This is a genomic window from Thauera chlorobenzoica, from assembly GCF_001922305.1.
In the GTDB taxonomy this organism is placed as follows: Bacteria; Pseudomonadota; Gammaproteobacteria; order Burkholderiales; family Rhodocyclaceae; genus Thauera; species Thauera chlorobenzoica.
Genome location: NZ_CP018839.1, coordinates 518,254 through 541,639, shown reverse-complemented (window position 1 = coordinate 541,639; position 23,386 = coordinate 518,254). Strand labels below are relative to the sequence as shown.

The 23,386-nt window shown below is 68.0% G+C and carries 20 protein-coding genes, 2 tRNA genes and 1 rRNA gene; 11 read left to right on the top strand and 12 right to left on the bottom strand.

Annotated features, from left to right (window positions below):
• Positions 1-44 precede the first annotated feature (44 nt).
• The 8 genes from Tchl_RS02635 to rpsF form a co-directional block, all read right to left on the bottom strand.
• Positions 45-120 (bottom strand) — tRNA-Ala (locus Tchl_RS02635).
• A 27-nt stretch (positions 121-147) separates the two neighbouring features.
• Positions 148-224: transfer RNA gene (locus Tchl_RS02630), tRNA-Ile, on the bottom strand.
• Positions 225-300: 76 nt separating this feature from the next.
• Positions 301-1,839, bottom strand: a 16S ribosomal RNA gene (locus tag Tchl_RS02625).
• Positions 1,840-2,313: 474 nt separating this feature from the next.
• The gene (dnaB, locus tag Tchl_RS02620; RefSeq protein ID WP_103893846.1) at positions 2,314-3,714 is read right to left on the bottom strand and encodes a replicative DNA helicase; all 1,401 of its coding nucleotides are present in this window, start codon (positions 3,712-3,714) and stop codon (positions 2,314-2,316) included.
• A gap of 149 nt (positions 3,715-3,863) precedes the next feature.
• A complete protein-coding gene (rplI, locus tag Tchl_RS02615; RefSeq protein ID WP_075147017.1) occupies positions 3,864-4,313 on the bottom strand; it encodes a 50S ribosomal protein L9 in 450 nt (149 codons plus the stop codon).
• A gap of 15 nt (positions 4,314-4,328) precedes the next feature.
• Positions 4,329-4,604, bottom strand: coding sequence for a 30S ribosomal protein S18 (rpsR, locus tag Tchl_RS02610; RefSeq protein WP_002933051.1), 276 nt, complete (start codon positions 4,602-4,604; stop codon positions 4,329-4,331).
• A 2-nt stretch (positions 4,605-4,606) separates the two neighbouring features.
• Entirely contained in the window at positions 4,607-4,879 is a 273-nt protein-coding gene (gene priB, locus Tchl_RS02605) for a primosomal replication protein N (protein WP_232311641.1), read from the bottom strand.
• 43 nt (positions 4,880-4,922) lie between these two features.
• A complete protein-coding gene (rpsF, locus tag Tchl_RS02600; protein WP_075147015.1) occupies positions 4,923-5,309 on the bottom strand; it encodes a 30S ribosomal protein S6 in 387 nt (128 codons plus the stop codon).
• A 240-nt stretch (positions 5,310-5,549) separates the two neighbouring features.
• Between rpsF and Tchl_RS02595 the strand changes: the two genes are divergently transcribed.
• A complete protein-coding gene (locus Tchl_RS02595; RefSeq protein ID WP_075147014.1) occupies positions 5,550-5,909 on the top strand; it encodes a hypothetical protein in 360 nt (119 codons plus the stop codon).
• A gap of 31 nt (positions 5,910-5,940) precedes the next feature.
• Here the strand turns inward: Tchl_RS02595 and hrpA are convergent, their stop codons facing one another.
• On the bottom strand, positions 5,941-10,143 hold the full coding sequence (gene hrpA, locus Tchl_RS02590; protein ID WP_083945126.1) for an ATP-dependent RNA helicase HrpA: 4,203 nt from the start codon (positions 10,141-10,143) through the stop codon (positions 5,941-5,943).
• 90 nt (positions 10,144-10,233) lie between these two features.
• Between hrpA and Tchl_RS02585 the strand changes: the two genes are divergently transcribed.
• The 10 genes from Tchl_RS02585 (at position 10,234) to hyi (ending at position 20,338) form a co-directional block, all read left to right on the top strand.
• The gene (locus tag Tchl_RS02585) at positions 10,234-10,755 is read left to right on the top strand and encodes a DUF2478 domain-containing protein (protein ID WP_075147013.1); all 522 of its coding nucleotides are present in this window, start codon (positions 10,234-10,236) and stop codon (positions 10,753-10,755) included.
• Positions 10,756-10,957: 202 nt separating this feature from the next.
• Complete coding sequence (locus Tchl_RS02580) at positions 10,958-11,782, top strand: undecaprenyl-diphosphate phosphatase (RefSeq protein ID WP_075147012.1); 825 nt, start codon at positions 10,958-10,960, stop codon at positions 11,780-11,782.
• 11 nt (positions 11,783-11,793) lie between these two features.
• Positions 11,794-12,384, top strand: coding sequence for a YqiA/YcfP family alpha/beta fold hydrolase (locus Tchl_RS02575; RefSeq protein WP_075147011.1), 591 nt, complete (start codon positions 11,794-11,796; stop codon positions 12,382-12,384).
• Complete coding sequence (locus Tchl_RS02570) at positions 12,381-13,295, top strand: class I SAM-dependent methyltransferase (RefSeq protein WP_083945124.1); 915 nt, start codon at positions 12,381-12,383, stop codon at positions 13,293-13,295. The genes Tchl_RS02575 and Tchl_RS02570 overlap by 4 nt, the downstream gene beginning before the upstream one ends.
• 122 nt (positions 13,296-13,417) lie before the next feature.
• Positions 13,418-15,325, top strand: coding sequence for a ribonuclease catalytic domain-containing protein (locus tag Tchl_RS02565; RefSeq protein ID WP_075147010.1), 1,908 nt, complete (start codon positions 13,418-13,420; stop codon positions 15,323-15,325).
• Positions 15,326-15,331: 6 nt separating this feature from the next.
• Positions 15,332-16,264, top strand: a complete 933-nt coding sequence (locus tag Tchl_RS02560) for an energy transducer TonB (RefSeq protein ID WP_075147009.1) — start codon at positions 15,332-15,334, stop codon at positions 16,262-16,264.
• A 10-nt stretch (positions 16,265-16,274) separates the two neighbouring features.
• Entirely contained in the window at positions 16,275-17,108 is an 834-nt protein-coding gene (gene aroE, locus Tchl_RS02555; RefSeq protein WP_075147008.1) for a shikimate dehydrogenase, read from the top strand.
• Positions 17,098-17,841, top strand: coding sequence for a monofunctional biosynthetic peptidoglycan transglycosylase (mtgA, locus tag Tchl_RS02550; RefSeq protein WP_083945122.1), 744 nt, complete (start codon positions 17,098-17,100; stop codon positions 17,839-17,841). The genes aroE and mtgA overlap by 11 nt, the downstream gene beginning before the upstream one ends.
• Before the next feature lie 106 nt (positions 17,842-17,947).
• Positions 17,948-19,390 (top strand): magnesium transporter, encoded by a 1,443-nt coding sequence (gene mgtE, locus Tchl_RS02545; RefSeq protein WP_075147007.1) that lies wholly within the window; start codon positions 17,948-17,950, stop codon positions 19,388-19,390.
• Between the two features lie 168 nt (positions 19,391-19,558).
• Complete coding sequence (gene hyi, locus Tchl_RS02540) at positions 19,559-20,338, top strand: hydroxypyruvate isomerase (protein ID WP_075147006.1); 780 nt, start codon at positions 19,559-19,561, stop codon at positions 20,336-20,338.
• An 85-nt stretch (positions 20,339-20,423) separates the two neighbouring features.
• Here hyi and hemL read toward each other — a convergent pair whose 3' ends face one another.
• From hemL to thiD, 3 genes are all read right to left on the bottom strand, one after another.
• Complete coding sequence (hemL, locus tag Tchl_RS02535; protein WP_075147005.1) at positions 20,424-21,707, bottom strand: glutamate-1-semialdehyde 2,1-aminomutase; 1,284 nt, start codon at positions 21,705-21,707, stop codon at positions 20,424-20,426.
• 109 nt (positions 21,708-21,816) lie between these two features.
• Positions 21,817-22,446 carry a thiamine phosphate synthase gene (gene thiE, locus Tchl_RS02530; protein WP_075147004.1) on the bottom strand — a complete coding sequence of 210 codons (630 nt, stop codon included), beginning with the start codon at positions 22,444-22,446 and terminating at the stop codon, positions 21,817-21,819.
• The gene (thiD, locus tag Tchl_RS02525) at positions 22,439-23,323 is read right to left on the bottom strand and encodes a bifunctional hydroxymethylpyrimidine kinase/phosphomethylpyrimidine kinase (RefSeq protein WP_075147003.1); all 885 of its coding nucleotides are present in this window, start codon (positions 23,321-23,323) and stop codon (positions 22,439-22,441) included. Before thiD ends, thiE begins: the two co-directional genes overlap by 8 nt.
• Between the last annotated feature and the right edge of the window lie 63 nt (positions 23,324-23,386).

The window sequence follows — 23,386 nt, the reverse complement described above, 5'->3', positions numbered from 1 at the left end:
ACGCCTGACGCCTCACGCACCTCGAAGAGCACCGGCTCGAAACCTGGTGGAGCTGGTCGGGATCGAACCGACGACCTACGGCTTGCAAAGCCGCCGCTCTCCCAGCTGAGCTACAGCCCCATACTGTCTCGAACAACCAAAAATTCCTGGTGGGTCTGGTTGGGTTCGAACCAACGACCCCCGCCTTATCAAGACGGTGCTCTAACCAGCTGAGCTACAGACCCTCTTATCTACTTCGAGGCTCTTCGCTTGAACAACCGATAAGTTGTGGATACTTGGCCGCCGTGACCTGTTCTCTTGAAAGGAGGTGATCCAGCCGCACCTTCCGATACGGCTACCTTGTTACGACTTCACCCCAGTCATGAATCTCACCGTGGTAAGCGCCCTCCCGAAGGTTAAGCTACCTACTTCTGGTGAAACCCACTCCCATGGTGTGACGGGCGGTGTGTACAAGACCCGGGAACGTATTCACCGCAGCATGCTGATCTGCGATTACTAGCGATTCCGACTTCACGTAGTCGAGTTGCAGACTACGATCCGGACTACGATCGGCTTTTTGGGATTGGCTCCACCTCGCGGCTTGGCAACCCTCTGTACCGACCATTGTATGACGTGTGAAGCCCTACCCATAAGGGCCATGAGGACTTGACGTCATCCCCACCTTCCTCCGGTTTGTCACCGGCAGTCTCACTAGAGTGCCCAACCAAATGATGGCAACTAGTGACAAGGGTTGCGCTCGTTGCGGGACTTAACCCAACATCTCACGACACGAGCTGACGACAGCCATGCAGCACCTGTGTTCTGGCTCCCGAAGGCACCCTCGCCTCTCAGCAAGGTTCCAGACATGTCAAGGGTAGGTAAGGTTTTTCGCGTTGCATCGAATTAATCCACATCATCCACCGCTTGTGCGGGTCCCCGTCAATTCCTTTGAGTTTTAACCTTGCGGCCGTACTCCCCAGGCGGTCGACTTCACGCGTTAGCTGCGTCACTCAGTGCATTGCTGCTCCGAACGACTAGTCGACATCGTTTAGGGCGTGGACTACCAGGGTATCTAATCCTGTTTGCTCCCCACGCTTTCGTGCATGAGCGTCAGTACAGGCCCAGGGGGCTGCCTTCGCCATCGGTGTTCCTCCTGATATCTACGCATTTCACTGCTACACCAGGAATTCCACCCCCCTCTGCCGTACTCTAGCCTTGCAGTCACAAACGCAGTTCCCAGGTTGAGCCCGGGGATTTCACATCTGTCTTACAAAACCGCCTGCGCACGCTTTACGCCCAGTAATTCCGATTAACGCTCGCACCCTACGTATTACCGCGGCTGCTGGCACGTAGTTAGCCGGTGCTTCTTAGTCCGGTACCGTCATCCACACACTATGTTAGAGTGCGCGATTTCTTCCCGGCCGAAAGAGCTTTACAACCCGAAGGCCTTCTTCACTCACGCGGCATGGCTGGATCAGGGTTGCCCCCATTGTCCAAAATTCCCCACTGCTGCCTCCCGTAGGAGTCTGGGCCGTGTCTCAGTCCCAGTGTGGCGGATCATCCTCTCAGACCCGCTACGGATCGTCGCCTAGGTGAGCCTTTACCTCACCTACTAGCTAATCCGACATCGGCCGCTCCAATCGCGCGAGGTTCCGAAGAATCCCCCGCTTTCTCCCTCAGGACGTATGCGGTATTAGCGTACCTTTCGATACGTTATCCCCCACGACATGGGCACGTTCCGATGCATTACTCACCCGTTCGCCACTCGCCGGCAGGCCGAAGCCCCCGCTGCCGTTCGACTTGCATGTGTAAAGCATGCCGCCAGCGTTCAATCTGAGCCAGGATCAAACTCTTAAGTTCAATCCTACAAAGTACTCAAAATACTGACTTAATCAGCATGAGCACCCAATCATTGTGAAACCAAAGCAACTCGCGTCGCTTCCGGCCACAACCACCAAGCACCCACACTTATCGGTTGTCCAACTTTTTAAAGAACCGCTGCAATTCGCTGCAGCAGAGAAGCGAAATTATGACCCGCTAAACACACACTGTCAAGCATCTGCAGAACTTTTTTCGGGCCGCAGCCGGAAAACACCCCCGCCACACCCCTCGCCCCGCAAGACTTCCGCCTCCCACCCCCCAGCGCCGACGCCGCATCAAAAACCGCTGCAGCGCTGAAAGAGGTGCGCATTATAGACAATGAGAAAAGAAGATCAAGGTAAACGCGAATCAAAAATTCTATTTTTAAATAAGCTGGAATTCAATCCGACTCATGACACGACACGACTCAACTCACCCCGCACACAACCTGCCGGCAACGCCAGGTCGGCAGGCTCAATACATTCCCGGCGCTGCTGCGTAGTTTTCGAAGCGCGTGTTCTCGCCGATGAAGGTCAGCCTGACCGTACCGGTGGGGCCGTTACGGTGCTTGCCGATGATCAGCTCGGCCGTACCCTTATCCGGAGAATCAGGGTTATACACCTCGTCCCGGTAGATGAACATGATGATGTCAGCGTCCTGCTCGATGGCGCCGGACTCGCGCAGATCGGACATCACCGGGCGCTTGTTGGGGCGCTGCTCCAGGCTGCGGTTGAGCTGCGACAATGCAACGATGGGCACGTGCAGCTCCTTTGCGAGCGATTTCACCGAGCGCGAGATCTCCGACAGCTCGGACGCCCGGTTGTCGCCCTCCCGCGTTCCGCTCATCAGCTGCAGATAATCGATCACGATCAGCCCGAGCTTGCCGCACTGACGTGCCAGGCGGCGGGCACGGGCACGCAGGTCGATCGGATTCAGGCCCGGCGTCTCGTCGATGAAAAGCGGCGCATCGTAGAGCTTGCCCATTGCCATCGTCAGGCGCTGCCAGTCATCGTCGGTAAGGCGGCCGCTACGGATTTTCTGCATGTCGATGCGCCCGACCGAAGAAATGAAGCGGGTAGCCAACTGGGTGCCGGGCATTTCCATTGAGAAAATCGCCACCGGCAGACGCTGGTCGATGGCAATGTGCTCGGCCAAGTTGAGCGCAAACGTCGTCTTGCCCATTGCCGGACGTCCGGCGACGATGATCATGTCCGAGGGTTGCAGGCCGGAAGTCTTCTCATCCAGGTCCACCAGGCCGGTGGGCACCCCGGTCACCTCCGAAGGGTTGTCGCGGTCGTAGAGTTCCTGCACACGGTCGACCACCTGTTTCAGGATCGGCTGGATCGACACAAAGCCGCTACTGTGACGCGCCCCAGCTTCGGCGATCTCGAACACCTTGGCTTCAGCTTCATCGAGCAAGGCCTTGGCATCCTTGCCCGACGGACTCAGCGCACTGGAGGCGATCTCGTCGCCGACCGCGACCAGCTTGCGCAGGATCGCCCGCTCGCGCACGATCTCCGCGTAGCGGCGGATGTTGGCCGCCGACGGCGTATTGTTGGCAATCTCGGCAAGATAGGCCAGTCCGCCCGCCTGCTCGGCCTCGCCGCTTTTTTCCAGCGACTCGAATACGGTCACCACGTCAGCCGGCCGCCCCTGGTCGATCAGTCGGGTGATGTGGCGGTAGATGCGGCGGTGGTCGTCGCGGTAGAAATCGACCTCGCTGGCGAGGTCCGCCACCCGCTCCCAGGCCTGGTTGTCGAGCAGGATGCCGCCGATCAGGGACTGCTCGGCCTCGAGCGAATGCGGCGGCAGCTTGATGTGGGCGATCTGTGGATCACCGGCAAAATCAGAAAAGCGGGAAGGTGTTGTACTCATCGGAATACCCTTGAAGCCTTGTGACTGCATTGTAGCGAGCGCGCTCACCGCGCACGCGACACCCTCGCCGTTAGGCCGACGCCCCTGCCGGGCGTATCAACAAAAAAGGCTGCACGTGGCAGCCCTTTTTGATCGAAGACACGGTCGTCTTACTGTTCGCCAACCACCGCTACGGTGACGTTCGCGAGCACATCGGCGTGAAGCGCGACTTCGAGCTGCACTTCGCCAACCTGCTTGAGCGGGCCGTCCGGCATGCGGATCGCGGAGCGGTCGATGCTGAAGCCCTGGGCAACCAGCGCTTCGGCCACATCGGCGTTGCTGACCGAACCGAACAGGCGGCCGTCCATGCCGGCCTTGCGCGCGACCTGGACGCTGACCCCTTCCAGCTTGCCGGCGAGCTCCTGGGCGGCGGCAAGCTTTTCAGCCTGCACGCGCTCGAGTTCAGCGCGGCGCGCTTCGAACTCGGCCAGGTTGGCCTGCGTGGCACGCTTGGCCTTGCCCTGCGGGATCAGGAAGTTGCGTGCATAGCCGTCCTTGACCTTGACCACATCGCCGAGGCCGCCAAGGTTGACGACCTTTTCGAGAAGAATGATTTGCATGAGTTCGCTTCCCTCTTACTGGTGCAGGTCGGTGTAAGGCATCAGGGCCAGGAAGCGGGCGCGCTTGACCGCGACCGACAGCTGACGCTGGTAGCCGGCCTTAGTCCCGGTGATGCGGGCCGGCATGATCTTGGCGTTTTCGGTGATGAAATCCTTGAGGATGTCGACATCCTTGTAGTCGACTTCCTCGATCTTTTCCGCGGTGAAGCGGCAGAACTTGCGACGCTTGAACAGACCACGACCGCCACGGTCGTCCTTCTTCTTGAACTTGGATTTGGGCTTGAAGGCCATTTTCAGTTTCCTTCGAGAAATTCGATTGTGTTCAGATGCAGGACCGGGTTGCGACTGCGCTGGCTCTTCGCGGCGAGAAATCCGGTGGCGCGAATCGCCCCCCCCGGCACCGCCGAAGCCAGCACTGCGGCCAGTTCGCCCAGCGCCACGGCGTGCACTTCCATCGAAACGTCGCGGATCAGACCCGCTTCAACCTGTTTCGATTCATGTGCCAGGACGCAGCTCGCCACCGGCACGCCGGCAGGCGTTCGACGCAGCGGCAGCACTTCGGCCACGCGCGCATCGAGGCGCAGTTCGTTCAGACCCGGGCCAGGCAAATCAGGCGGCAGCGGCTTCGCTGCTGGCCGGCTTGGCTTCGTCCGAGCCGGTGCTCAGCGAGCGCGACTTCTCTTCCTTCATCATCGGCGAGGGAGCGGTCACCGCCTTCTTCATCTTGATGGTGAGGTGGCGCAGCACGGCATCGTTGAACTTGAATGCGTGCTCGAGTTCGCCCAGCGTCTCGCCGTCGCACTCGATGTTCATCAGCACGTAGTGCGCCTTGTGCACCTTCTGGATCGGGTAGGCCAGCTGGCGGCGGCCCCAGTCTTCCAGGCGATGGATCTGGCCGCTGCGCCCGGTGACGATGGTCTTGTAGCGGTCGACCATCGCCGGCACCTGCTCGGACTGGTCCGGGTGGACGATGAATACGATTTCGTAGTGTCGCATGCAGACTCCTTGCGGTTGATTGTTGCAGCCCCCCGGCATGCGAATCCGGTGGAGCAAGGGAAGCCCGGTAGTCTAACAAGAAAGTCCGGAAAATCAAAGATCGCCGCCGAGGCGCGGGAATCGGGGGAGGCCGTTACAAAACCCTGCTTACACTCTGCGACTGCCTCACGGCGCAGGCCTCGCCTAGTATCCGAATCACCGGGGCCCTGCCCTGCACTGACACCATGAACGAGGCAGACCATGAACACGACCCTGACCCGAAAGATCGTCACCGCCCTGATCTGCGGCGGCATCCTTGCCGCCGCCGCGCCCGCGGCACTGGCCGACAGGGGCGACCACGGCCCGCGCTGGAGCGACCACGGCCCGCGCTGGGGCCACCAGAAGCACTATTCCAAACACGATCACAAGCATCGCCGCCACTGGGACGAGCGTACCGTCTATCGCGAGAAGGTCATCATCCGCGAACGTCCGCGCTACTACCGCGAACCGGTGATCCACAATCACTACTACGAGCGCCCCTACCGCTCGTACAGCTACAGCCGCTCGCCCGCCGTGGTGATCGGAGTGGACATCCCGCCGCTGGTGATTCCGCTGCGCTGATTCCGCCTCGCCCGCGCCGGCCGCACCCCCGTCACCGCGGCCGGCTCTCCCATATTTTCTGCAGGCGCCTCACCGACACCGGCATCGGCGTCTTCAGCTCCTGCGCGAACAGACCCACCCGCAACTCCTCAAGCAGCCAGCGGAACTCCTCCAGTGCCGGATCATCCACCGCGGCCCGGCGGCGCTCGCTGCGTTCGCGCGCCCAGGCTTGGGCGAGGCCTTTCCACTCGGTCATCGCCTGGGCGTCGCGCGCCGGATTGTTGCGAAGTTTGTCGAGCCGCACCGACACACCCTTGAGATAGCGCGGAAAGTGCGCCAGGCGTTCCCACGGGAACGCGACCAGGAAGTCCTTCGGCAGCAGGCCGGTGAGCTGGGACTGGATGTCGGCCACGACCCCCGGGAAGGCCTTCAGCGCGGGAAGGCGTTTCTGCACCCCGAGATGTTCGGCGACGAGCTGGCCGGCCAGGCGCACGAACTCCTGCGCCACCAGGCCGATACGGGACTTCGCCTCGGCACAACGGCGGGCGAAGGCTTCGGCGTCGGCCGGCAGGGGTTCGAGCAGGCAGCAGCGCGCCAGCGTCGCCTCAACCAGCCGCGCCTTCAGTTCGGCTTCGGTACCGAAGCTCATGTACTGCAGCGCCAGTTCGCGCAGCCCCGGCAAACGTTCGACGGCGCGCACCTGGTCCTTCAGTCTCAGCGCGAACAGCCGCGCCAGGCCGCGGCGATGAACCCGCGCCGCCTCTTCCGGAGTGTCGTAGGGACGCAGCGAGACGCTGTCGCCATCATCGTGCAGCGCGGGAAAACCGATCACATCGCGGCCGGCAACGTGGATTTCCAGCAGTTCGGGCAAGGCCCCGAAGGTCCACGCGGTCACCCCGGACAGCACCCCGCCGGCGGACGCGCCGGCTCCCCGGGCATCATCGCCGCTCCCGCCCTCCGCCGCCTCGCGCATGCCGCGCCCGCGGCCTTTGCTCCCGCCCGCGTCGGCCACCGCACGCTCCGCAACGGCGTCCGGCGCACCCTCGCCCGCTTTTCCAGCCACCGCTGTCGCCGACCGCGCCGCCAAGACCCCGCCGATCTTCGCCGCCGAAAAGCGCGCCGCCACCTGCTCGCGAAAGCGCGTACGCAGCTCCATCAGGTTGCGCGACTGCCCCAGCACCCGGCCGTGCTCGTCGATCACGCGAAAGTTCATGAAGCCGTGCGGCTTGAGGTTCTCCGCGCGGAAGCTCTCCAGCGGCAGTTTCAGCTGCACGCGCTCCTCGACAAAGCGCTGCAAGGTCTTCAGCAGCGGCTCGTCGAGGTCGAACTCGCCGGCCTCAAAGGCCGCCATGAATGCCGCCGCGCTCTCGGCCACCGGCTGCAGGCGGTGGCGATGCTTCTGCGGCACGGTCTTCATCAGCGCCGCGACCTTCTCTTCCAGCAGCCCCGGCACCAGCCACTCGCAGCGATTGGCAGGAACCTGATTGAGCATCGCCAGCGGCACGACGAGCGTCACCCCGTCGTCGGCCTCGCCGGGCTGGTGCAAGTAAACAAGCTTCAGCTTCTGCCCCAGCACATCGAGCGCCGGGGGGAAGCGCTCGGTGGTGACACCCTCGGCCTCGTGGCGCATCAGCTGCTCGCGCGACAGGTGCAGCAGCTTCGGCTCGGCCTTCTCCGCCGGCTTGCGCCAGGCCTCAAGCGCGGCGAGGTCCAGTACCTCCGCGGGGATCTTGCTGTCGTAGAAAGCCTCGATCAGGGCCTCATCCACCAGCACGTCCGGGCGGCGCGACTTGTGCTCGAGACGCTCGATCTCCGCCACCAGGCGCTGGTTGTGGGTGAGGAAAGCCATCGCCCGCGCCGGCCCCTCGGCGATCTCGCCCTGCACCAGGCCTTCGCGGATCAGCAGTTCCCGGCACAGCACGGGATCGATGTCGCGGTAGGCGACGCCGCGCCGCGGGTAGATCACCAGGCCGTAGAGCGTGCCGCGCTCCCAGGCGCGCACTGCGCCGGACGACTTCGACCAGTGCGGCTCGAAGACCTGGCGCTTGATCAGGTGACCGCCGACCTCCTCCATCCACTCCGGCTCGATGCGCGCGATGCAGCGCCCGAACAGGCGGCTGGTCTCGACCTGCTCGGCGGCCATGATCCACTTGCCCGCCTTCTTCGCCAGCGCCGAGCCGGGGTGCGGCCAGAACTTGATCCCGCGCGCGCCCAGATACGACCCGGCTTGCGCGCCCTTGCCGCCACTCTCTCCGTCCTCCACCTTGCAGCCGATGTTGCCGAGCAGGCCGGCGAGCAAGGCCTTGTGGATCGCCTCGTAGTTTGCCGGCTGGGTGTTTTCCTTCCAGCCATGTTCGGTGCACAAGGAGTGGAGCTGGGTGAACACGTCGCGCCACTCGCGCATGCGCATGTATGAAAGGAAGTGCTTCTTGCACCAGGCCTTCTGCTTGCTGGACGATTCGTGGCGCTGGACTTCGTCCCAGGCCTTCCACAGCTGCCAGTACCACAGGAACTCGGATTTCTGGTCCTGCTCGCCGCCGCGGAACTTCGCGTGCGCCTGGTCGGCCGCGCCCGGGCTGTCCTGCGGGCGCTCGCGCGGGTCCTGCACCGACAGCGCGGCGGCGATCACCCGCACTTCGGCGAGCGCACCGCGGTCGCGCGCGGCGAGGATCATGCGGCCGATACGCGGGTCGAGCGGCAGCCTGGCGAGTTCGACGCCGATCGGCGTGAGCTTGCGTTCATCATCGTCGCTCACCGCGCCGAGCTCGGCGAGCAAGGCATAACCGTCGCCGATCAGGCGCGAACCCGGCGCGTCGATGAAGGGGAAATCCTCCACCGCGCCGAGCCGGAGTGCCTTCATGCGCAGGATCACCCCGGCGAGCGAGGCGCGCAGGATCTCGGGGTCGGTGTGCGCCGGGCGGCGATTGAAATCGTCCTCGTCGTAGAGGCGCAGGCAGATCCCGTCCATGACCCGGCCGCAACGCCCGGCGCGCTGCTGCGCCGCCGACTGCGCGATCTTCTCGATCTGCAGCTGCTCGACCTTGTTGCGCGGCGAGTAGCGCTTGACCCGCGCCAGCCCGGTATCGACCACGTAGCGGATGCCGGGCACGGTCAGCGAAGTCTCGGCGACGTTGGTCGACAACACCACCCGCCGCCCGTTCGAGGGCGAGAACACCCTCGCCTGCTCCTGCGCCGACTGGCGCGCGAACAGCGGCAGGATCTCAGTGCCCGGCAGGTGATGGGCCTTGCGCAGGGCCTCGGCCGCTTCGCGGATCTCGCGCTCGCCGGGCAGGAACACCAGCACGTCGCCCGGCCCGCAGCGCTGGGCCTCGTCGACCGCATCGACCAGCGCATCGATCAGGTCGCGGCCCCTGTCCTTCCGCGGCACGGCGGCGCGCTCACCCCCCCGCGCCGCCGGCACCGGCTCGCCCTCCTCACCCGCCACCGGGCGGTAGCGCATCTCAATCGGATAGAGCCGGCCCGACACCTCGATCACCGGCGCCGGCGTCCCGGCGGCATCGGCGAAATGCCGCGCGAAGCGCTCCGCATCGAGCGTCGCCGAGGTCACCACCACCTTGAGGTCGGGCCGGCGCGGCAGCAACGTTTTCAGGTAGCCGAGGAGGAAATCGATGTTGAGGCTGCGCTCGTGGGCCTCGTCGATGATCAGCGTGTCGTAGGCGGCGAGCAGCGGATCGGTCTGGGTTTCGGCGAGCAGGATGCCATCGGTCATCAGCTTGACGTAGCTCGCCGGGCCGATCCGGTCGGTAAACCGGATCTTGTAGCCGACCGCCTGGCCGAGCGGGCTGGCGAGTTCCTGGGCGATGCGGCTCGCGGTCGCGCGCGCCGCCAGCCGGCGCGGCTGGGTGTGGCCGATGAGGCCGGCGACACCACGTCCGAGGGTCAGCGCGATCTTGGGCAGCTGGGTGGTCTTGCCCGAGCCGGTTTCGCCGCAGACGATCAGCACCTGATGGGCGGCGAGCGCGGCGGCGATCTCATCGCGACGCGCCGACACCGGCAGCTCGGGCGGGAACCCGGGCACCGGCAGCGCGGCGCGGCGCGCAGCGAAGGCAGCGCGCGAGCGCGCGAGCAGGGACTCGTAATCGGCCTGCAGGCGGGCCAGACGCTCGTCGCCCGGGCGCGGCCCGCGGCCCAGCTCGCGCGCCAGCCGACGCAGGCGGGGGCGATCCGCGCTCAGGCAGTCGTCAAGGTCGGGGGGTCGGGACGGGCGGGCGGCGCCCTGGGGTTCAGCCCTCATGGATTCGCATTCGGCTCGGTTGGGCGCGCATTATCCCCTTGTCGGCGCGGCAGTGCGACAATACGCGCCAACGCCTCGAAGAGTCCGACCATGCCTGTCCATCCGATCGCCGCCGTCGTCTACAAGCCCACCGACCACATCGAAGCCCTGCTCGCCCGCGCCACCCGCGCCCTCGGCGAGCGTGGCGTGAAGCTCGGCGGTGTGCTCCAGCACGACGTCGCCAACGTCATCGAAGAAGACCCCTGCGCGATGCAGCTCGAGAACCTCGAGACCGGCGAAAGCATTCCGCTGTCGCAGGAGCTGGGCCGCGGCTCGGTGTCGTGCCGGGTGGACCCCGACGCGCTGGCGCGCGGCTCGGTCGCGGTGCGTGGTGCGATCGCGCGCGGCGTTCAGCTCATCGTCATCAACAAGTTCGGCGCCCAGGAAGCGTTCGGCGCCGGCCTGCGCGACGAGATGGGCGAAGCCGTGCTCGCCGGCGTGCCACTGCTCACCGCGGTGGGCGAGCGCTTCCTCGCCGAATGGAAGGAATTCACCGGCGGCGACAGCACCCTGCTGCCGCCCGACATGGATGCGATCCTGCGCTGGTGGTCCGAACTTCAGGCCGACACCTGACCCCCGCCTGCCACCCGGCTGCGGCGACGCCCATGCGCTGCACCCCCTCGACGCGCCCGATGCGCCGTTCGCCGCGGCGCAGCACGGAGCGCCGCCCACCCCGCCCGCTATAATCCCGCGCTTCACGCCCGCGCCCCAATACCGTCGCCGACACCGGCCGCCCGTCGCCGCCTCTTCCCAATCTGCCGCCCCCCGCCGCCGCATGGATTTCTCCCTCCTCCTCATTGCCCTCGTCCTCGGCATCATCGAAGGCCTCACCGAATTCCTCCCGGTCTCCTCCACCGGCCACCTGATCATCGTCGGCGACCTGCTCGGCTACACCGACGACACCAGCAAGGTGTTCAAGATCGTCATCCAGCTCGCCGCCATCCTCGCGGTGTGCTGGGACTACCGCGACAAACTGGTCGCCGTCGCCGCCGGCCTGCCCGCCGAGCCCGGCGCGCGCCGCTTCGTCGGCCTCTTGTTCGTCGGCTTCCTGCCCGCCGCGGTCCTCGGGCTGATGTTCCATTCCACGATCAAGGGGCTGCTGTTCAACCCGATCACCGTCGCCAGCGCCCTGGTGGTGGGCGGCCTGGTGATCCTCTACGTGGAAAAGCGCGCCTACCACCCGCGCCTGAATGCGGTCGACGAGATGCGCTGGACGGATGCGCTGAAGGTCGGTTTCGCCCAGGCGCTGGCGATGATTCCGGGCACCTCGCGCTCGGGGGCGACGATCATGGGCGGGCTGATCTTCGGCCTGTCGCGCAAGACCGCGGCCGAGTTCTCCTTCTTCCTCGCCATCCCGACGATGTTCGCCGCCACCGCCTATGACCTGTACAAAAACTGGGCGCTGCTGCGGCTCGAGGATCTGCCGGTGTTCGCCGTCGGCTTCATCGCCTCCTTCGTCGCCGCGATGTGGGCGGTGAAAGGCTTCATCCGCTTCATCTCCAACCACACCTTCATCGCCTTCGCCTGGTACCGCATCGCCTTCGGCCTGTTCGTGCTCGCGACCTGGCAGTTCGGCTGGGTGGAGTGGTCGGAACCCTGAGCCGGCCGCCGATGATCATCTATCTGCACGGCTTCTGCTCGGCCCCGGCCTCGATCAAGGCCACCGCCCTGCGCGCGCGCATGACCGAGCGCGGCCTCGCCGAACGGTTCTGGTGCGAGCAGCTGCCGGTGTCGCCGCGCGCCGCCATTGCGCTCGCCGAACAGGCAATCCGGCGCAGCCGCGCCGCCGGCCGGCAGCCGGCCGTGGTCGGCAGCTCGCTCGGCGGCTACTACGCCACCTGGCTCGCCGAGCGCCACGGCCTGCGCGCCGTACTGGTCAATCCGGCGGTGGTCGCGCCGCTGTCACTGGAACGCTACCTCGGCCCCCAGGCCAATCTGTACACCGGCGAGCGCTTCACTTTCGAGCACAGCCACATCGACGAAACCCGCGCCCTCGAGGTGCCCCGCATCACCCGCCCGCAACGCTACTGGCTGCTGGCGGAAACCGGCGACGAGGTGCTCGACTACCGCCATGCGGTGGAAAAATACGCCGGCGCCCGCCACACCGTACTCGACGGCGGCAACCACGGCTTCTCGCGCTGGAGCGACTACCTCGACGCGGTAATCACGTTCGCCGGGGTGGACACGGAGGCCACCCGATGACCCCGCAAGCGCGCCCCTCCCCGGCCGATCCGTCCGCCCCCACCGCCGCACAAGCCCCCCGCCCCGAGGCCACTCCGGGCTTCGATGCCCGCCGCTTCAAGGCGATGGAGCGCGCCGGCTTCAACCGCATCGCCGCACGCTACGCCGACGGCGCCCACCTGCGCGCCGGCCTCGCTGCCGCCCTGCTCGATGCCGCCGACCTGGCGCCGGGACAGCGCGTGCTCGACCTCGCCAGCGGCCCTGGCCTGCTCGCCGGCGCAGCGGCACGGCGCGTTGCCCCTGGCGGTCGCGTGCTCGCCACCGACATCGCCGAAGCGATGCTCGCCGAAGGTGCCCGCCGCTGCGCCGGCGAAACCGCCCCTCCCGCTTTCGCCGCGGCCGACGCCGAACACCTGTGCCTGCCCGACGCCTGCATGGAGCGCGTGCTCGCCGGCCTGGCGCTGTTCATCTTCCCCCACCCCCGGCACGCCCTGACCGAGATCCATCGTGTCCTCGTCCCCGGCGGCCTCGTCGCGCTGTCGGTCTGGGGGCCGCGCCCAAGCGTGCCCCTGATCCATCGCGCCCAGGACTGCATCGCCCGCCTCCTGCCGCCCCCCCGGGTGCCGCGCCCCTCGGTGTTCCGCTTCGGAGAGCCGGCGGCACTGGAAGACGCGCTCGCCGCTGCCGGCTTTCACGACATCGACATCCGCCCCTGCACCTTCACCTGCTGCTTCGACGATGCCGATGCCTACTGGCAGGCCTTCCTCGACCTCGCCGGTGGCGTTGCCGAAGCGCTCGGGCGCCTGCCCGAGACCACCCGGCAAGCCTTGCGCGCGGCCATCACCGACGACCTCGAGCCCTTCCGCGACGACAGCGGCCGCTACCGGCTTCCCGCCCGCACCCTGATCGCCACCGCCCGCCGCCCCCGCTGAGGCGTTCCGGGACGTCCGCCCCCCGGAGGAAAGCGCTCCCCCAGCGCCGGCATCGAATCGGTTTCGGGGCCGGGGCCCGAATCCAGTAAACTAGCGCGCTTGACTTCACCAGGCGGATGCCGATGTTCGTGCTGTATGAAGAGGACGGGGCCTTCAAGGCCGGCACCGTCCTCGCCGATAACGATGCCACGCTGCAGATCGAGAACACCCACGGCAAGCGGGTGAAGCTCAAGCGCGCCCATGTCCTGCTCGAATTCCGCGAGCCCGCTCCGGCGGAACTGCTCGCCCGCGCCGAAGCCGGCGCCGAGGAACTGGACACCGAGTTCCTGTGGGAAGTGTGCGGCGACGACGAGTTCACGTTCGCCGACTTCGCCGCCGAATACCAGGGCCGCCCGCCGAACGCGGTGGAGTCGGCGGCCGTGCTGCTGCGCCTGCATTCGGCGCCGATCTGGTTCCACCGCAAGGGCCGGGGGCGGTTCCGCAAGGCGCCGGCCGAGATCCTCCAGGCGGCACTCGCCGGGCTCGAGAAAAAGCGCCTCCAGGCGGCCGCGATCGAGCACATGCGCACCGAACTGGTCGCCGGCCGGCTGCCCCCCGAGATCCGGACCCTGCTGCCGCAGGCGCTCTACCGCCCCGACCGCAACCGCCCGGAAGTCAAGGCGCTCGAAGCCGCCTGCGTCGACACCGGGCTGTCGGCAGCGCGCCTGCTGCTCGCCTGCGGCGCGCTCGCCTCGAGTTACGAGCTTCATTACAACCGCTTCCTGTTCGAGCACTTTCCCGAAGGCGTGGACTTCCCCGCCGTTGCCGCGCCGCCGATGCCCGCTGGCCTGCCGCGCGCGGAAGTCGCCGCGTTCTCGATCGACGACGCCTCCACCACCGAGATCGACGACGCCTTCTCGGTGACCCCGCGCAGCGGCGGCGGCTGGCGCGTCGGCATCCACATCGCCGCCCCGGCGCTGGGCTTCGCCCGCGGCTCGGAGCTGGACGCGATCGCCCGTCGCCGCCTGTCCACGGTGTACATGCCGGGCAACAAGATCACCATGCTGCCCGACGAGGTCGTGCACACCTTCACCCTCGCCGAAGGGCGCGACTGCCCCGCCGTATCGCTGTACCTCGACCTCACCCCCGGGCTGGCGATCATCGGCGAGGAAAGCCGGGTCGAACTCGTACCCATCGTCGCCAACCTGCGCCACCACGACATCGAGCCGGTGTTCAACGACGACACCGTGCATGGCGACGGCCCCGACTTCGCCTGGAAGCGCGAGCTGACCCTGCTGTGGGACCTGGCCACCATCCTCGAGGCCGGCCGCGGCAAGGCCGCGGGCAACGAGGACCGCATCGACTACAGCTTCAGCGTGGACTGGACCGAGGACACCGCCGACGGCCCCGGCCGGATCAGCATCGGCCAGCGCTCGCGCGGTTCGCCGATGGACAAGCTGGTCGCCGAGCTGATGATCCACGCCAACATGACCTGGGGCAAACTGCTCGACGCCGCCGGCGTGCCCGGCCTGTACCGCGCCCAGGGCGGCGGCAAGGTGCGCATGACCACGGTCGCCGCGCCCCACGAAGGCCTCGGCGTGGACTGCTACGCGTGGTCCAGTTCGCCGCTGCGGCGCTACGTGGACCTGGTCAACCAGTGGCAGATCGTCTCCGTGCTGCAGGCCCGGGAGCCGGCCTTCGCGCCGAGATCGGCCGAGCTGATGGCGGCGATGCGCGACTTCGAGCTCACCTACGCCGAATACGCCGAGTTCCAGCGCGGCATGGAACGCTACTGGTGCCTGCGCTGGCTGCGCCAGCACGGTCGCGGCGAAGTCGAAGCCACCGTGCTGCGCGAAAACGTCGTGCGCCTGGCCGAAATCCCGCTCGTCTTCCGCGTTCCCTCGATGCCGCTGCAGATGCCCGGCAGCCGGGTGCGCCTGGTCGTCGAGCACACCGACCTGCTCGACATCGAAGTCGACGCCCGCTTCGTGCGGACCTTATCCGAACCCGACCCGGAAACCGCCACCGAGCCCGGATTCGGTTTCGCCTGAGCGCCGATGGGACCGGCCGCCGATCCGCAGTTCGCCACCGCCGGCCGGGCGCCACGCGGCGGGGCCGGAGGACTCCGCCTGCACAAGCGGGGCCGGGCGCTGCTGGTGGTGGCCTTCGCCCTCTCGCTCGCACTCCACGGCCTGCTGCTGAGCGTGCGCTTCCGTCTTCCCGATACCGTACCGGCACGCGACCAGGGCCTGGAGGTGGTGCTGGTCAATGCCCGCCACGCCCGCCCCCCGGAGCAAGCCGAGGTCCTCGCCCAGGCCAGCATCGACGGCGGCGGCAGCGCGCAGGACGCCCGCCCGCGCACGCCCCTGCCCCCCCAGCCCGCGCGCCAGGACGGCGATGCGCTGGCGGAGGCGAAGCGCCGCGCCCCCGAGCCCGTGCGCAGGGAAAAACCGCGCCTCACCCGCGACACGGCCGCGCCCCGGGTCGCAACCGCCCCGCCGCGGAACAAACCGCCGCCGCGCCCCGTGGCCGAACCGCCGCCCCCCGTCAGCGGGCTGGATCTGCTCGACAGCGCCGCGGCCGTCGCCCGCCTCGAGGCCAGCATCGACCATTCGCTGCAGGAGCTGGCGCGCCAGCCGCGCAAGAAGTTCATCGGCGCGCGCGCGCAGGAATACCGCTTCGCGCGCTATCTCGAGGACTGGCGCCTGAAGGTCGAGCGCGTCGGCGCCCTGAACTACCCCGAGGCCGCGCGCGGCAGGCTGTACGGCAGCCTGCTGCTGTCGGTGACGATCCGCGCCGACGGCTCGGTCGGCGAAGTCCACGTCCAGCGCAGTTCCGGGCACAAGCTCCTCGACGCCGCCGCCGTACGCATCGTCCGCCTGGCCGCACCCTACGCCCCCTTCCCGCCCGACATCCGCAAGGACTACGAGCTGATCGAAATCACCCGCACCTGGAGCTTCACCGGCAGCGACCAGCTCCGGGCCAACTGAGACCCCTCTCATGGACCGCTACGCCGTCATCGGCAACCCGATCGCCCACAGCAAGTCACCCTGGATCCATGCCGCCTTCGCCCGCCAGACCGGGCAGGCGCTGGCCTACGAAGCGCTGCTCGGCCCGCTCGACGGCTTCACCGCCACCGTGCACGCCTTCCGTGCCGCCGGCGGGCGCGGGATGAACGTCACCGTGCCGTTCAAACTCGAAGCCTACGCCCTGGCCGACCGCCACACCCCGCGTGCCGAAGCGGCCGGCGCGGTCAACACCCTCGTCTTCGAGCGCAGCGGGATTCTCGGCGACAACACCGACGGCGCTGGCCTGGTGCGCGACCTGAGTGCGAACCTCGGCTGCACCCTGGCCGGGCGGCGCATCCTGTTGCTGGGTGCGGGCGGCGCCACCCGCGGCGTGCTGCTGCCCCTGCTCGGCAGCCGTCCCGCGGCCCTGACCATCGCCAACCGTACCGTGGGCAAGGCACGCACGCTGGCCGAGCGGTTCACCGTCCACGCCGCCGGCACCGGGCTCGACGCCTGCGGCTTCGCCGAACTCGCCGGGCGGCGCTTCGACCTGGTGATCAACGCCACCGCCGCCAGCCTCGCCGGCGAGCTGCCGCCGCTGCCGCCCGGCCTCTACGCCGAGGGCGCGCTCGCCTACGACATGATGTACGGCCACGGCGACACCCGCTTCATGCAGGCCGCACGTGCAGACGGCGCCGCGCACGTCGCCGACGGGCTGGGCATGCTGGTCGAACAGGCGGCGGAGAGCTTCGCCCTGTGGCGGGGCATTCGTCCCGACAGCGCGCCGGTGCTCGCCGCGCTGCGCCGCCAGCTCGATGCCGGCTGAACGGCACCGCCGCCTGGGCGCGCTGGCCCGCACACTGCGCCGGCGACGGCCGCCGCGCTGGCTCGGCCGCGCCCTGCTCGCCGCAGCGCTGCTGGTGCTGTTCTGGCAGGCCGTGCTGCTGACCCAGGTGGTCTGGTGGAGCCGCTTCGACCCGGGCAACACCAGCTTCATGCGGATGCGCCTGGCCGAACTGCGCACGCACGATCCGGATGCCCGCCTGCAACAACACTGGGTGCCCTACGAGCGGATCTCGGTGCACCTGAAGCGCGCCGTGGTCGCGGCCGAGGACGACCGCTTCCTCGACCACCAGGGCTTCGACTGGGAAGGCATCCGCCGCGCCCTCGAACGCAACACCGAACGCGGGCGCACCACCGCCGGCGGCTCGACGATCAGCCAGCAGCTGGCCAAGAACCTGTTCCTGTCGCCCTCGCGCAGCTGGCTGCGCAAGGGCCAGGAGGCGGTGATCACGCTGATGATCGAGCAGCTGTGGAGCAAGCGCCGCATCCTCGAGGTGTATCTGAACGTCGCCGAATGGGGCGACGGCGTGTTCGGCGCCGAAGCCGCGGCGCGGCATTACTACGGCCGCTCGGCGGCGCAGCTGGAGCCGTCCGAGGCCGCGCGCCTGGCGGTGATGCTGCCCAATCCGCGACGCTACGAACAGCACTTCGGCCCCCGCCTCGCCGCCCACGCCGCGCGCGTGCAGCAGCGCATGATCCACTCCCAGGTGCCCTGAGCGGGGCAAACGGAGAAATTCACTACCGGTCACACGATCAGGGTCGCCGGCGCCGTACCGAGCCCGTAGAATTCGCACTTCCCGCCCCCAGCCGACGGCCCGCGCGATGACCCAGCCCGAAGAACTCCACCCCGACGACGTCCAGCATCACCTGCGCGAAGTGCAGGAGCTGCTTGCACGCCAGAAGGTGGTGGAAGAGCTGGTCCATCGCCAGGACATGCCGCGCCACGAGCTGGTCGAGAACCTCGTCCACAAGCAGCACGAGTCCGCGCTGCGCGCCAAGCTCGACACCCTCCACCCGGCCGACATCGCCTTCGTCCTCGAGGCCCTGCCGCGCGACGAGCGCCTGTATGTGTGGGACCTGGTGAAGGCCGAGCGCGACGGCGAGATCCTGCTCGAAGTCTCCGACGCGGTGCGCGAGTCGCTGATCGAGACGATGGGCCCGGACGAGCTCAAGGCCGCGGCGGAATCGCTCGACGCCGACGAGCTCGCCGACCTCGCCCCCGACCTGCCGCCCGAGATCATCCAGGACGTCTTCCAGTCGCTCGACAGCGAAGGCCGCGAGCAGCTGCGCGCGGCGATGTCCTACCCCGAGGACTCGGTCGGCGCGCTGATGGACTTCGACATGGTGACGGTGCGCGAAGACGTCAGCCTCGAAGTCGTGCTGCGTTACCTGCGCCGCTTCGACGAGCTCCCGGACCACACCGACAAGCTCTTCGTCATCGACCGCGAGGACCACCTGAAGGGCATCCTGACCCTGGAAACCCTGCTCATCAACGACCCCGAGCTCGAGGTCTCGGAAGTCATGCGCTCGGAGACGGTGATCAGCTTCACTCCGGAAGACGAGGCCGACGATGCCGCCCAGGCCTTCGAGCGCTACGATCTGGTGTCGGCCCCGGTGGTCGATGGCGAAAAGCGGGTGATCGGCCGCCTCACCGTCGCCGACGTCGTCGACTTCATCCGCGAGGAGTCCGAAGCCGAGATCCTGAGCCACGCCGGCCTGCGCGAAGAAGAAGACATCTTCGCCTCGGTGTGGAGCTCGGTGAAGAACCGCTGGGCCTGGCTGGCGGTGAACCTGGTCACCGCCTTCATCGCCTCGCGCGTGATCGGCGCCTTCGAAGGCTCGATCGAGAAGCTCGTCGCGCTCGCCGCGCTGATGCCGATCGTCGCCGGCATCGGCGGCAACTCCGGCAACCAGACCATCACCATGATCGTGCGCGCGATCGCGATGGGCCAGGTCGAGCAGTCGGCGATGAACCGCCTGCTGAAGAAGGAACTCGGCGTCGCCCTGTTCAACGGCCTGGTCTGGGGCGGGCTGCTCGGCGTGCTGGCGTGGTGGCTGTACGGCAATATCGAGCTGGGCATGGTGATGACCGCGGCGATGACGCTGAACCTGCTGCTCGCCGCCAGCGCCGGGGTGCTGATCCCGATGCTGCGCCAGCGCCTCGGCGCCGACCCCGCACTCGGCGGCTCGGTGATGATCACCGCGCTCACCGACTCCGGCGGCTTCTTCATCTTCCTCGGCCTGGCGACGCTGTTCCTGCTTTGAAGGAAAACGAGCGGCGCCCACCGCGGGGCCGTCTGAGCTGGAGCGCGGCACCACCGCATCGAGGTGTTCGCCGAGGCCGCCATAAAACGTTGCCGAGTCCATTGGCCGGGCCGCAGCAGGGGAGCGCCCGCCGCGCCCCGTCCGCAACCAATCCCTGGAGACGAAGCCATGCCCAGGTTCAACGCCAACCTGACCCTGCTGTTCAACGAAGTGCCCTTCCTCGACCGCTTCCAGGCCGCGGCGGAAGCCGGCTTCAAGGGCGTGGAGTTCCTCTTTCCCTACGCCTTCGACAAGAGCGAGATCGCCGAGCGCCTGGACAAACACGGCCTGGTGCCGGTGCTGCACAACCTGCCCGCGGGCGACTGGAACGGTGGCGAGCGCGGCATCGCCTGCCACCCGGGGCGGGTCAGCGAGTTCCAGGACGGCGTCGGCCAAGCGATCGACTACGCCGGCACACTCGGCTGCAAACAAATCAACTGCCTCGCCGGCATCGCCCCGGCCGGGGTCGACGCCGACACGCTGCGCGAGACCTTCGTCGCCAACCTGCGTTTCGCCGCGGGCAAGCTCGAGGATGCGGGCATCCGCCTGCTGATCGAACCGATCAACACCTTCGACATCCCCGGCTTCTACCTCAACCGCACGCCCCAGGCGATCGCGCTTATCGAGGAAGTCGGCGCGGACAACCTCTGGCTACAGCACGATCTCTACCACATGCAGCGCATGGAGGGCGAACTCGCCAACACCATCGCGAAGTACCTGCCGCAGATCGCCCACATGCAGATCGCCGACACTCCGGGCCGCCACGAGCCGGGCAGCGGCGAGATCAACTACGCCTGGCTGTTCCGCTTCATCGACCAGCTCGGCTACGACGGCTGGATCGGCTGCGAATACAAGCCCGCCGCCGGCACCCGCGAAGGCCTGGGCTGGATCAAGGCGCTGGCCGGCTGAAACCCGTTGAACCTAGAATCGGCGTGCCGGTTACGCCTGCGGGTGGTCGCCTTCGGGCCCAGCGGCTCGGCGATGCCCCCCGTCCTCACCCCAGGGTCGCGAACACCTTGCGCGCCGCGGCCACGGTGGCGTCGATCTCGGCCTCGCCATGCGCCGCCGAGACGAAGCCGGCCTCGAACGCCGAGGGCGCGAAGTAGTGCCCGGCCTCCAGCATGGCGTGGAAGAAGCGGTTGAAGCGTGCCGTATCCGCGGCCATCACATCGGCCAGCGAGGCCGGGGCCTTGGCGGCGAAATAGACGCCGAACATGCCGCCCACCGCGTCGGCGCTGAAGCTGACGCCGGCTTCGGCCGCCGCCGCCGACAACCCCGTCGCCAGGCGCTGCGTGCGCGCCGCGAGGGTGTCGTAGAAGCCGGGGGCCCGGGTCAGCTGCAGCGAGGCCAGCCCCGCGGCCACCGCCACCGGGCTCCCCGACAGCGTGCCGGCCTGGTACACCGCGCCCAGCGGGGCGATCTTCTCCATGATCTCGCGCCGCCCGCCGAACGCCCCCACCGGCATGCCGCCGCCGATCACCTTGCCGAGCGTGGTCAGGTCGGGCGTGATCCCGTACAGCCCCTGCACGCCCTGCGGGCCGACCCGGAACCCGGTCATCACCTCATCGAAGATCAGCACCGCACCGTACTGGGTGCAGATCCGGCGCAGGCCTTCGAGGAAGCCCGGCTGCGGCTTCACCAGGTTCATGTTGCCCGCTACCGGCTCGACGATGACCGCCGCGATCTCGGCGCCGCGCGCCTTGAACGCGTCCTCGACCTGCTGCAGGTCGTTGTAGTCGAGGACGATGGTGTGCCTGGCGAAGTCCGCCGGCACCCCGCCCGAGGACGGGTTGCCGAACGTGAGCAGGCCCGAGCCCGCCTTCACCAGCAGGCTGTCGGCGTGGCCGTGGTAGCAGCCCTCGAACTTGACGATCGCGTCGCGCCCGGTGAAGCCGCGGGCGAGGCGGATCGCGCTCATGGTCGCCTCGGTGCCGGAGCTGACCAGGCGCACCATGTCGACCGAAGGCAGCAACGCGCAGATCAGCTCCGCCATCTCGACTTCGCTCTCGGTCGGCGCGCCGAAGGACAGGCCCTTCAACGCCGCCGCGCGCACCGCCTCGACGATCGCCGGGTGGGCGTGGCCGGTGATCGCCGGCCCCCAGGAGCCGACGTAGTCGATGTAGACCTTGCCGTCGGCATCCCACACGCGGGCGCCTTCGGCGCGCTCGATGAAGCGCGGCGTGCCGCCGACCGAGCGGAACGCACGGACGGGCGAATTGACACCACCGGGAATGCTGCGCTGGGCGCGCTGAAAAAGGGCTTCGTTGCGGCTGTTCATGGCGTGGGCTTCCTGCACTGCGGGCTAAAAGCCGCATTGTCGCGTCCCCGGCGCGCCAGGGTCCAGCCTTGCAGATCAAGCGGGGGGCAAGAAGTCGCCGCCACAGGCGTCAAAACAGGGCGCGATAGGCGGTGGCGCGCGCCGCGGGGTCGGCCGCGGCAAATACGTCGCCGATCACCGCGAGCAGATCGGCCCCGGCCGCGAGCACCCGGGGCGCATTGTCCAGGGTGATGCCGCCGATCGCCGCCACCGGCAGGCCGAGTTCCTGTTTCGCGCGCGTGATCAGCGCGAACGGCGCCGGCGGCGCATGTGGCTTGGTCGCCGACGGGAACATCGCACCGAAAGCGATGTAATCGGCCCCGACCGCGGCGGCCTCGGCGGCGCGCCCCCAGTCGGCATAACAGGTGAGACCGAGGATGCGTTCGCGCCCGAGCGCTTCGCGCGCCGCCGCCGGGGGGCCGTCCTCACGCCCGAGATGGGCGCCGTCGGCGGCGATCTCGAGGGCGAGGGCGAGGTCGTCGTTGATGACGAAGGGCACCCCCGCCGCCCTGCACAAGGCCTGCAATGCCCGCGCCTGCTTCCGGCGCAAGGCCGCCGAAGCGGTCTTGTTGCGGTACTGCAGCAAAGCCGGGCGACCCTCCAGCACCTGCCCGGCCCGCGCCAGCAGGCGGGCGGTATCGGTCTCGTCGGGCGTCAGCGCGTACAGGCCGCGCAGCAGCGTGGCGGCGCCATCAGGCATCCTCATCCTCCTTGCCGCGCGCCCAGAAGAACCGGTCGGGCAGCGCCCGCCCCATGCCGACGCGGTAGGCATGGCGCAGGGTCTGCTGGGTGAACTCCTGCGCCTCGCGCACCGCTTCGGGCAGGGCCATGCCATGGGCCAGCGCGGCCGCGGCCGCCGCCGCCAGCGTCGCCCCCGCCCCGAGGAAGCGTCCCGACAGGCGCGGCCAGGCATCGGTGCGCACCACGCCGGCATCGCCGAACAAGGTGTTGATGAGCTGCGGGCCGTGCTCGCTGCCGCCGGTGAGGAGGATGAACTCGGCCCCCGCGCCGAGCAGGCGGGCAAGCGCTTCATCGAGGTCGTCCCCCGCCGGCACGGCGCCTTCGTCCCCTGCGCGGCCTTCGTCCAGGCCGTCCGCCCCGTCCTCATCGGCAACTCCAGCGAGCATGCACAGCTCGCGGCGGTCGGCCACCAGCAGCGTGGTCTGGGGCAGGATCAGATCGGCCAGCGCGGCCGCGATCTCCTCGCCCGCTTCGCCGAGCAGCGCCGCCGCATGCAGGGCCGGCTCGACCACCAGCGGCACCTCGGGGTAGTCGGACAGGATTTCGGCGATCGCGGCGATGTTTTCCACGCTGCCGCAAAAGCCGAGCTTGAACGCCCGCACCGGGATGTCTTCGAGCACCGTGCGGGTCTGCAGCACCAGCAGTTCCGGCTCGGACGACCACACTTCGTCGATCCCCCGGGTGTCGCGCACCAGCACCGCGGTCTGCACCGGCAGCGGGTGGCAGCCCATGCTGCCCAGGGTCAGCACGTCGGAGGCCAGCCCGCCGCCGCCGGTGGCGTCCCCCGCGGAAAGGCAAAGCACGGCAGGCGGAGTGTCCGGGATCGCGATCGGCATGGCAGGAAAGGCACCGCACGGCGTGCGCCAGCAAGTGCACGGCCCGGGGGTAGGCTTGAGTTA

Coding starts and splice junctions, on each gene's coding strand:
- dnaB (WP_103893846.1), bottom strand. CDS start 3,714: ATGAGTACAACACCTTCCCGCTTTTCTGATTTTGCCGGTGATCCACAG.
- rplI (WP_075147017.1), bottom strand. CDS start 4,313: ATGCAAATCATTCTTCTCGAAAAGGTCGTCAACCTTGGCGGCCTCGGC.
- rpsR (WP_002933051.1), bottom strand. CDS start 4,604: ATGGCCTTCAAGCCCAAATCCAAGTTCAAGAAGAAGGACGACCGTGGC.
- rpsF (WP_075147015.1), bottom strand. CDS start 5,309: ATGCGACACTACGAAATCGTATTCATCGTCCACCCGGACCAGTCCGAG.
- Tchl_RS02595 (WP_075147014.1), top strand. CDS start 5,550: ATGAACACGACCCTGACCCGAAAGATCGTCACCGCCCTGATCTGCGGC.
- hrpA (WP_083945126.1), bottom strand. CDS start 10,143: ATGAGGGCTGAACCCCAGGGCGCCGCCCGCCCGTCCCGACCCCCCGAC.
- Tchl_RS02585 (WP_075147013.1), top strand. CDS start 10,234: ATGCCTGTCCATCCGATCGCCGCCGTCGTCTACAAGCCCACCGACCAC.
- Tchl_RS02580 (WP_075147012.1), top strand. CDS start 10,958: ATGGATTTCTCCCTCCTCCTCATTGCCCTCGTCCTCGGCATCATCGAA.
- Tchl_RS02575 (WP_075147011.1), top strand. CDS start 11,794: ATGATCATCTATCTGCACGGCTTCTGCTCGGCCCCGGCCTCGATCAAG.
- Tchl_RS02570 (WP_083945124.1), top strand. CDS start 12,381: ATGACCCCGCAAGCGCGCCCCTCCCCGGCCGATCCGTCCGCCCCCACC.
- Tchl_RS02565 (WP_075147010.1), top strand. CDS start 13,418: ATGTTCGTGCTGTATGAAGAGGACGGGGCCTTCAAGGCCGGCACCGTC.
- Tchl_RS02560 (WP_075147009.1), top strand. CDS start 15,332: ATGGGACCGGCCGCCGATCCGCAGTTCGCCACCGCCGGCCGGGCGCCA.
- aroE (WP_075147008.1), top strand. CDS start 16,275: ATGGACCGCTACGCCGTCATCGGCAACCCGATCGCCCACAGCAAGTCA.
- mtgA (WP_083945122.1), top strand. CDS start 17,098: ATGCCGGCTGAACGGCACCGCCGCCTGGGCGCGCTGGCCCGCACACTG.
- mgtE (WP_075147007.1), top strand. CDS start 17,948: ATGACCCAGCCCGAAGAACTCCACCCCGACGACGTCCAGCATCACCTG.
- hyi (WP_075147006.1), top strand. CDS start 19,559: ATGCCCAGGTTCAACGCCAACCTGACCCTGCTGTTCAACGAAGTGCCC.
- hemL (WP_075147005.1), bottom strand. CDS start 21,707: ATGAACAGCCGCAACGAAGCCCTTTTTCAGCGCGCCCAGCGCAGCATT.
- thiE (WP_075147004.1), bottom strand. CDS start 22,446: ATGCCTGATGGCGCCGCCACGCTGCTGCGCGGCCTGTACGCGCTGACG.
- thiD (WP_075147003.1), bottom strand. CDS start 23,323: ATGCCGATCGCGATCCCGGACACTCCGCCTGCCGTGCTTTGCCTTTCC.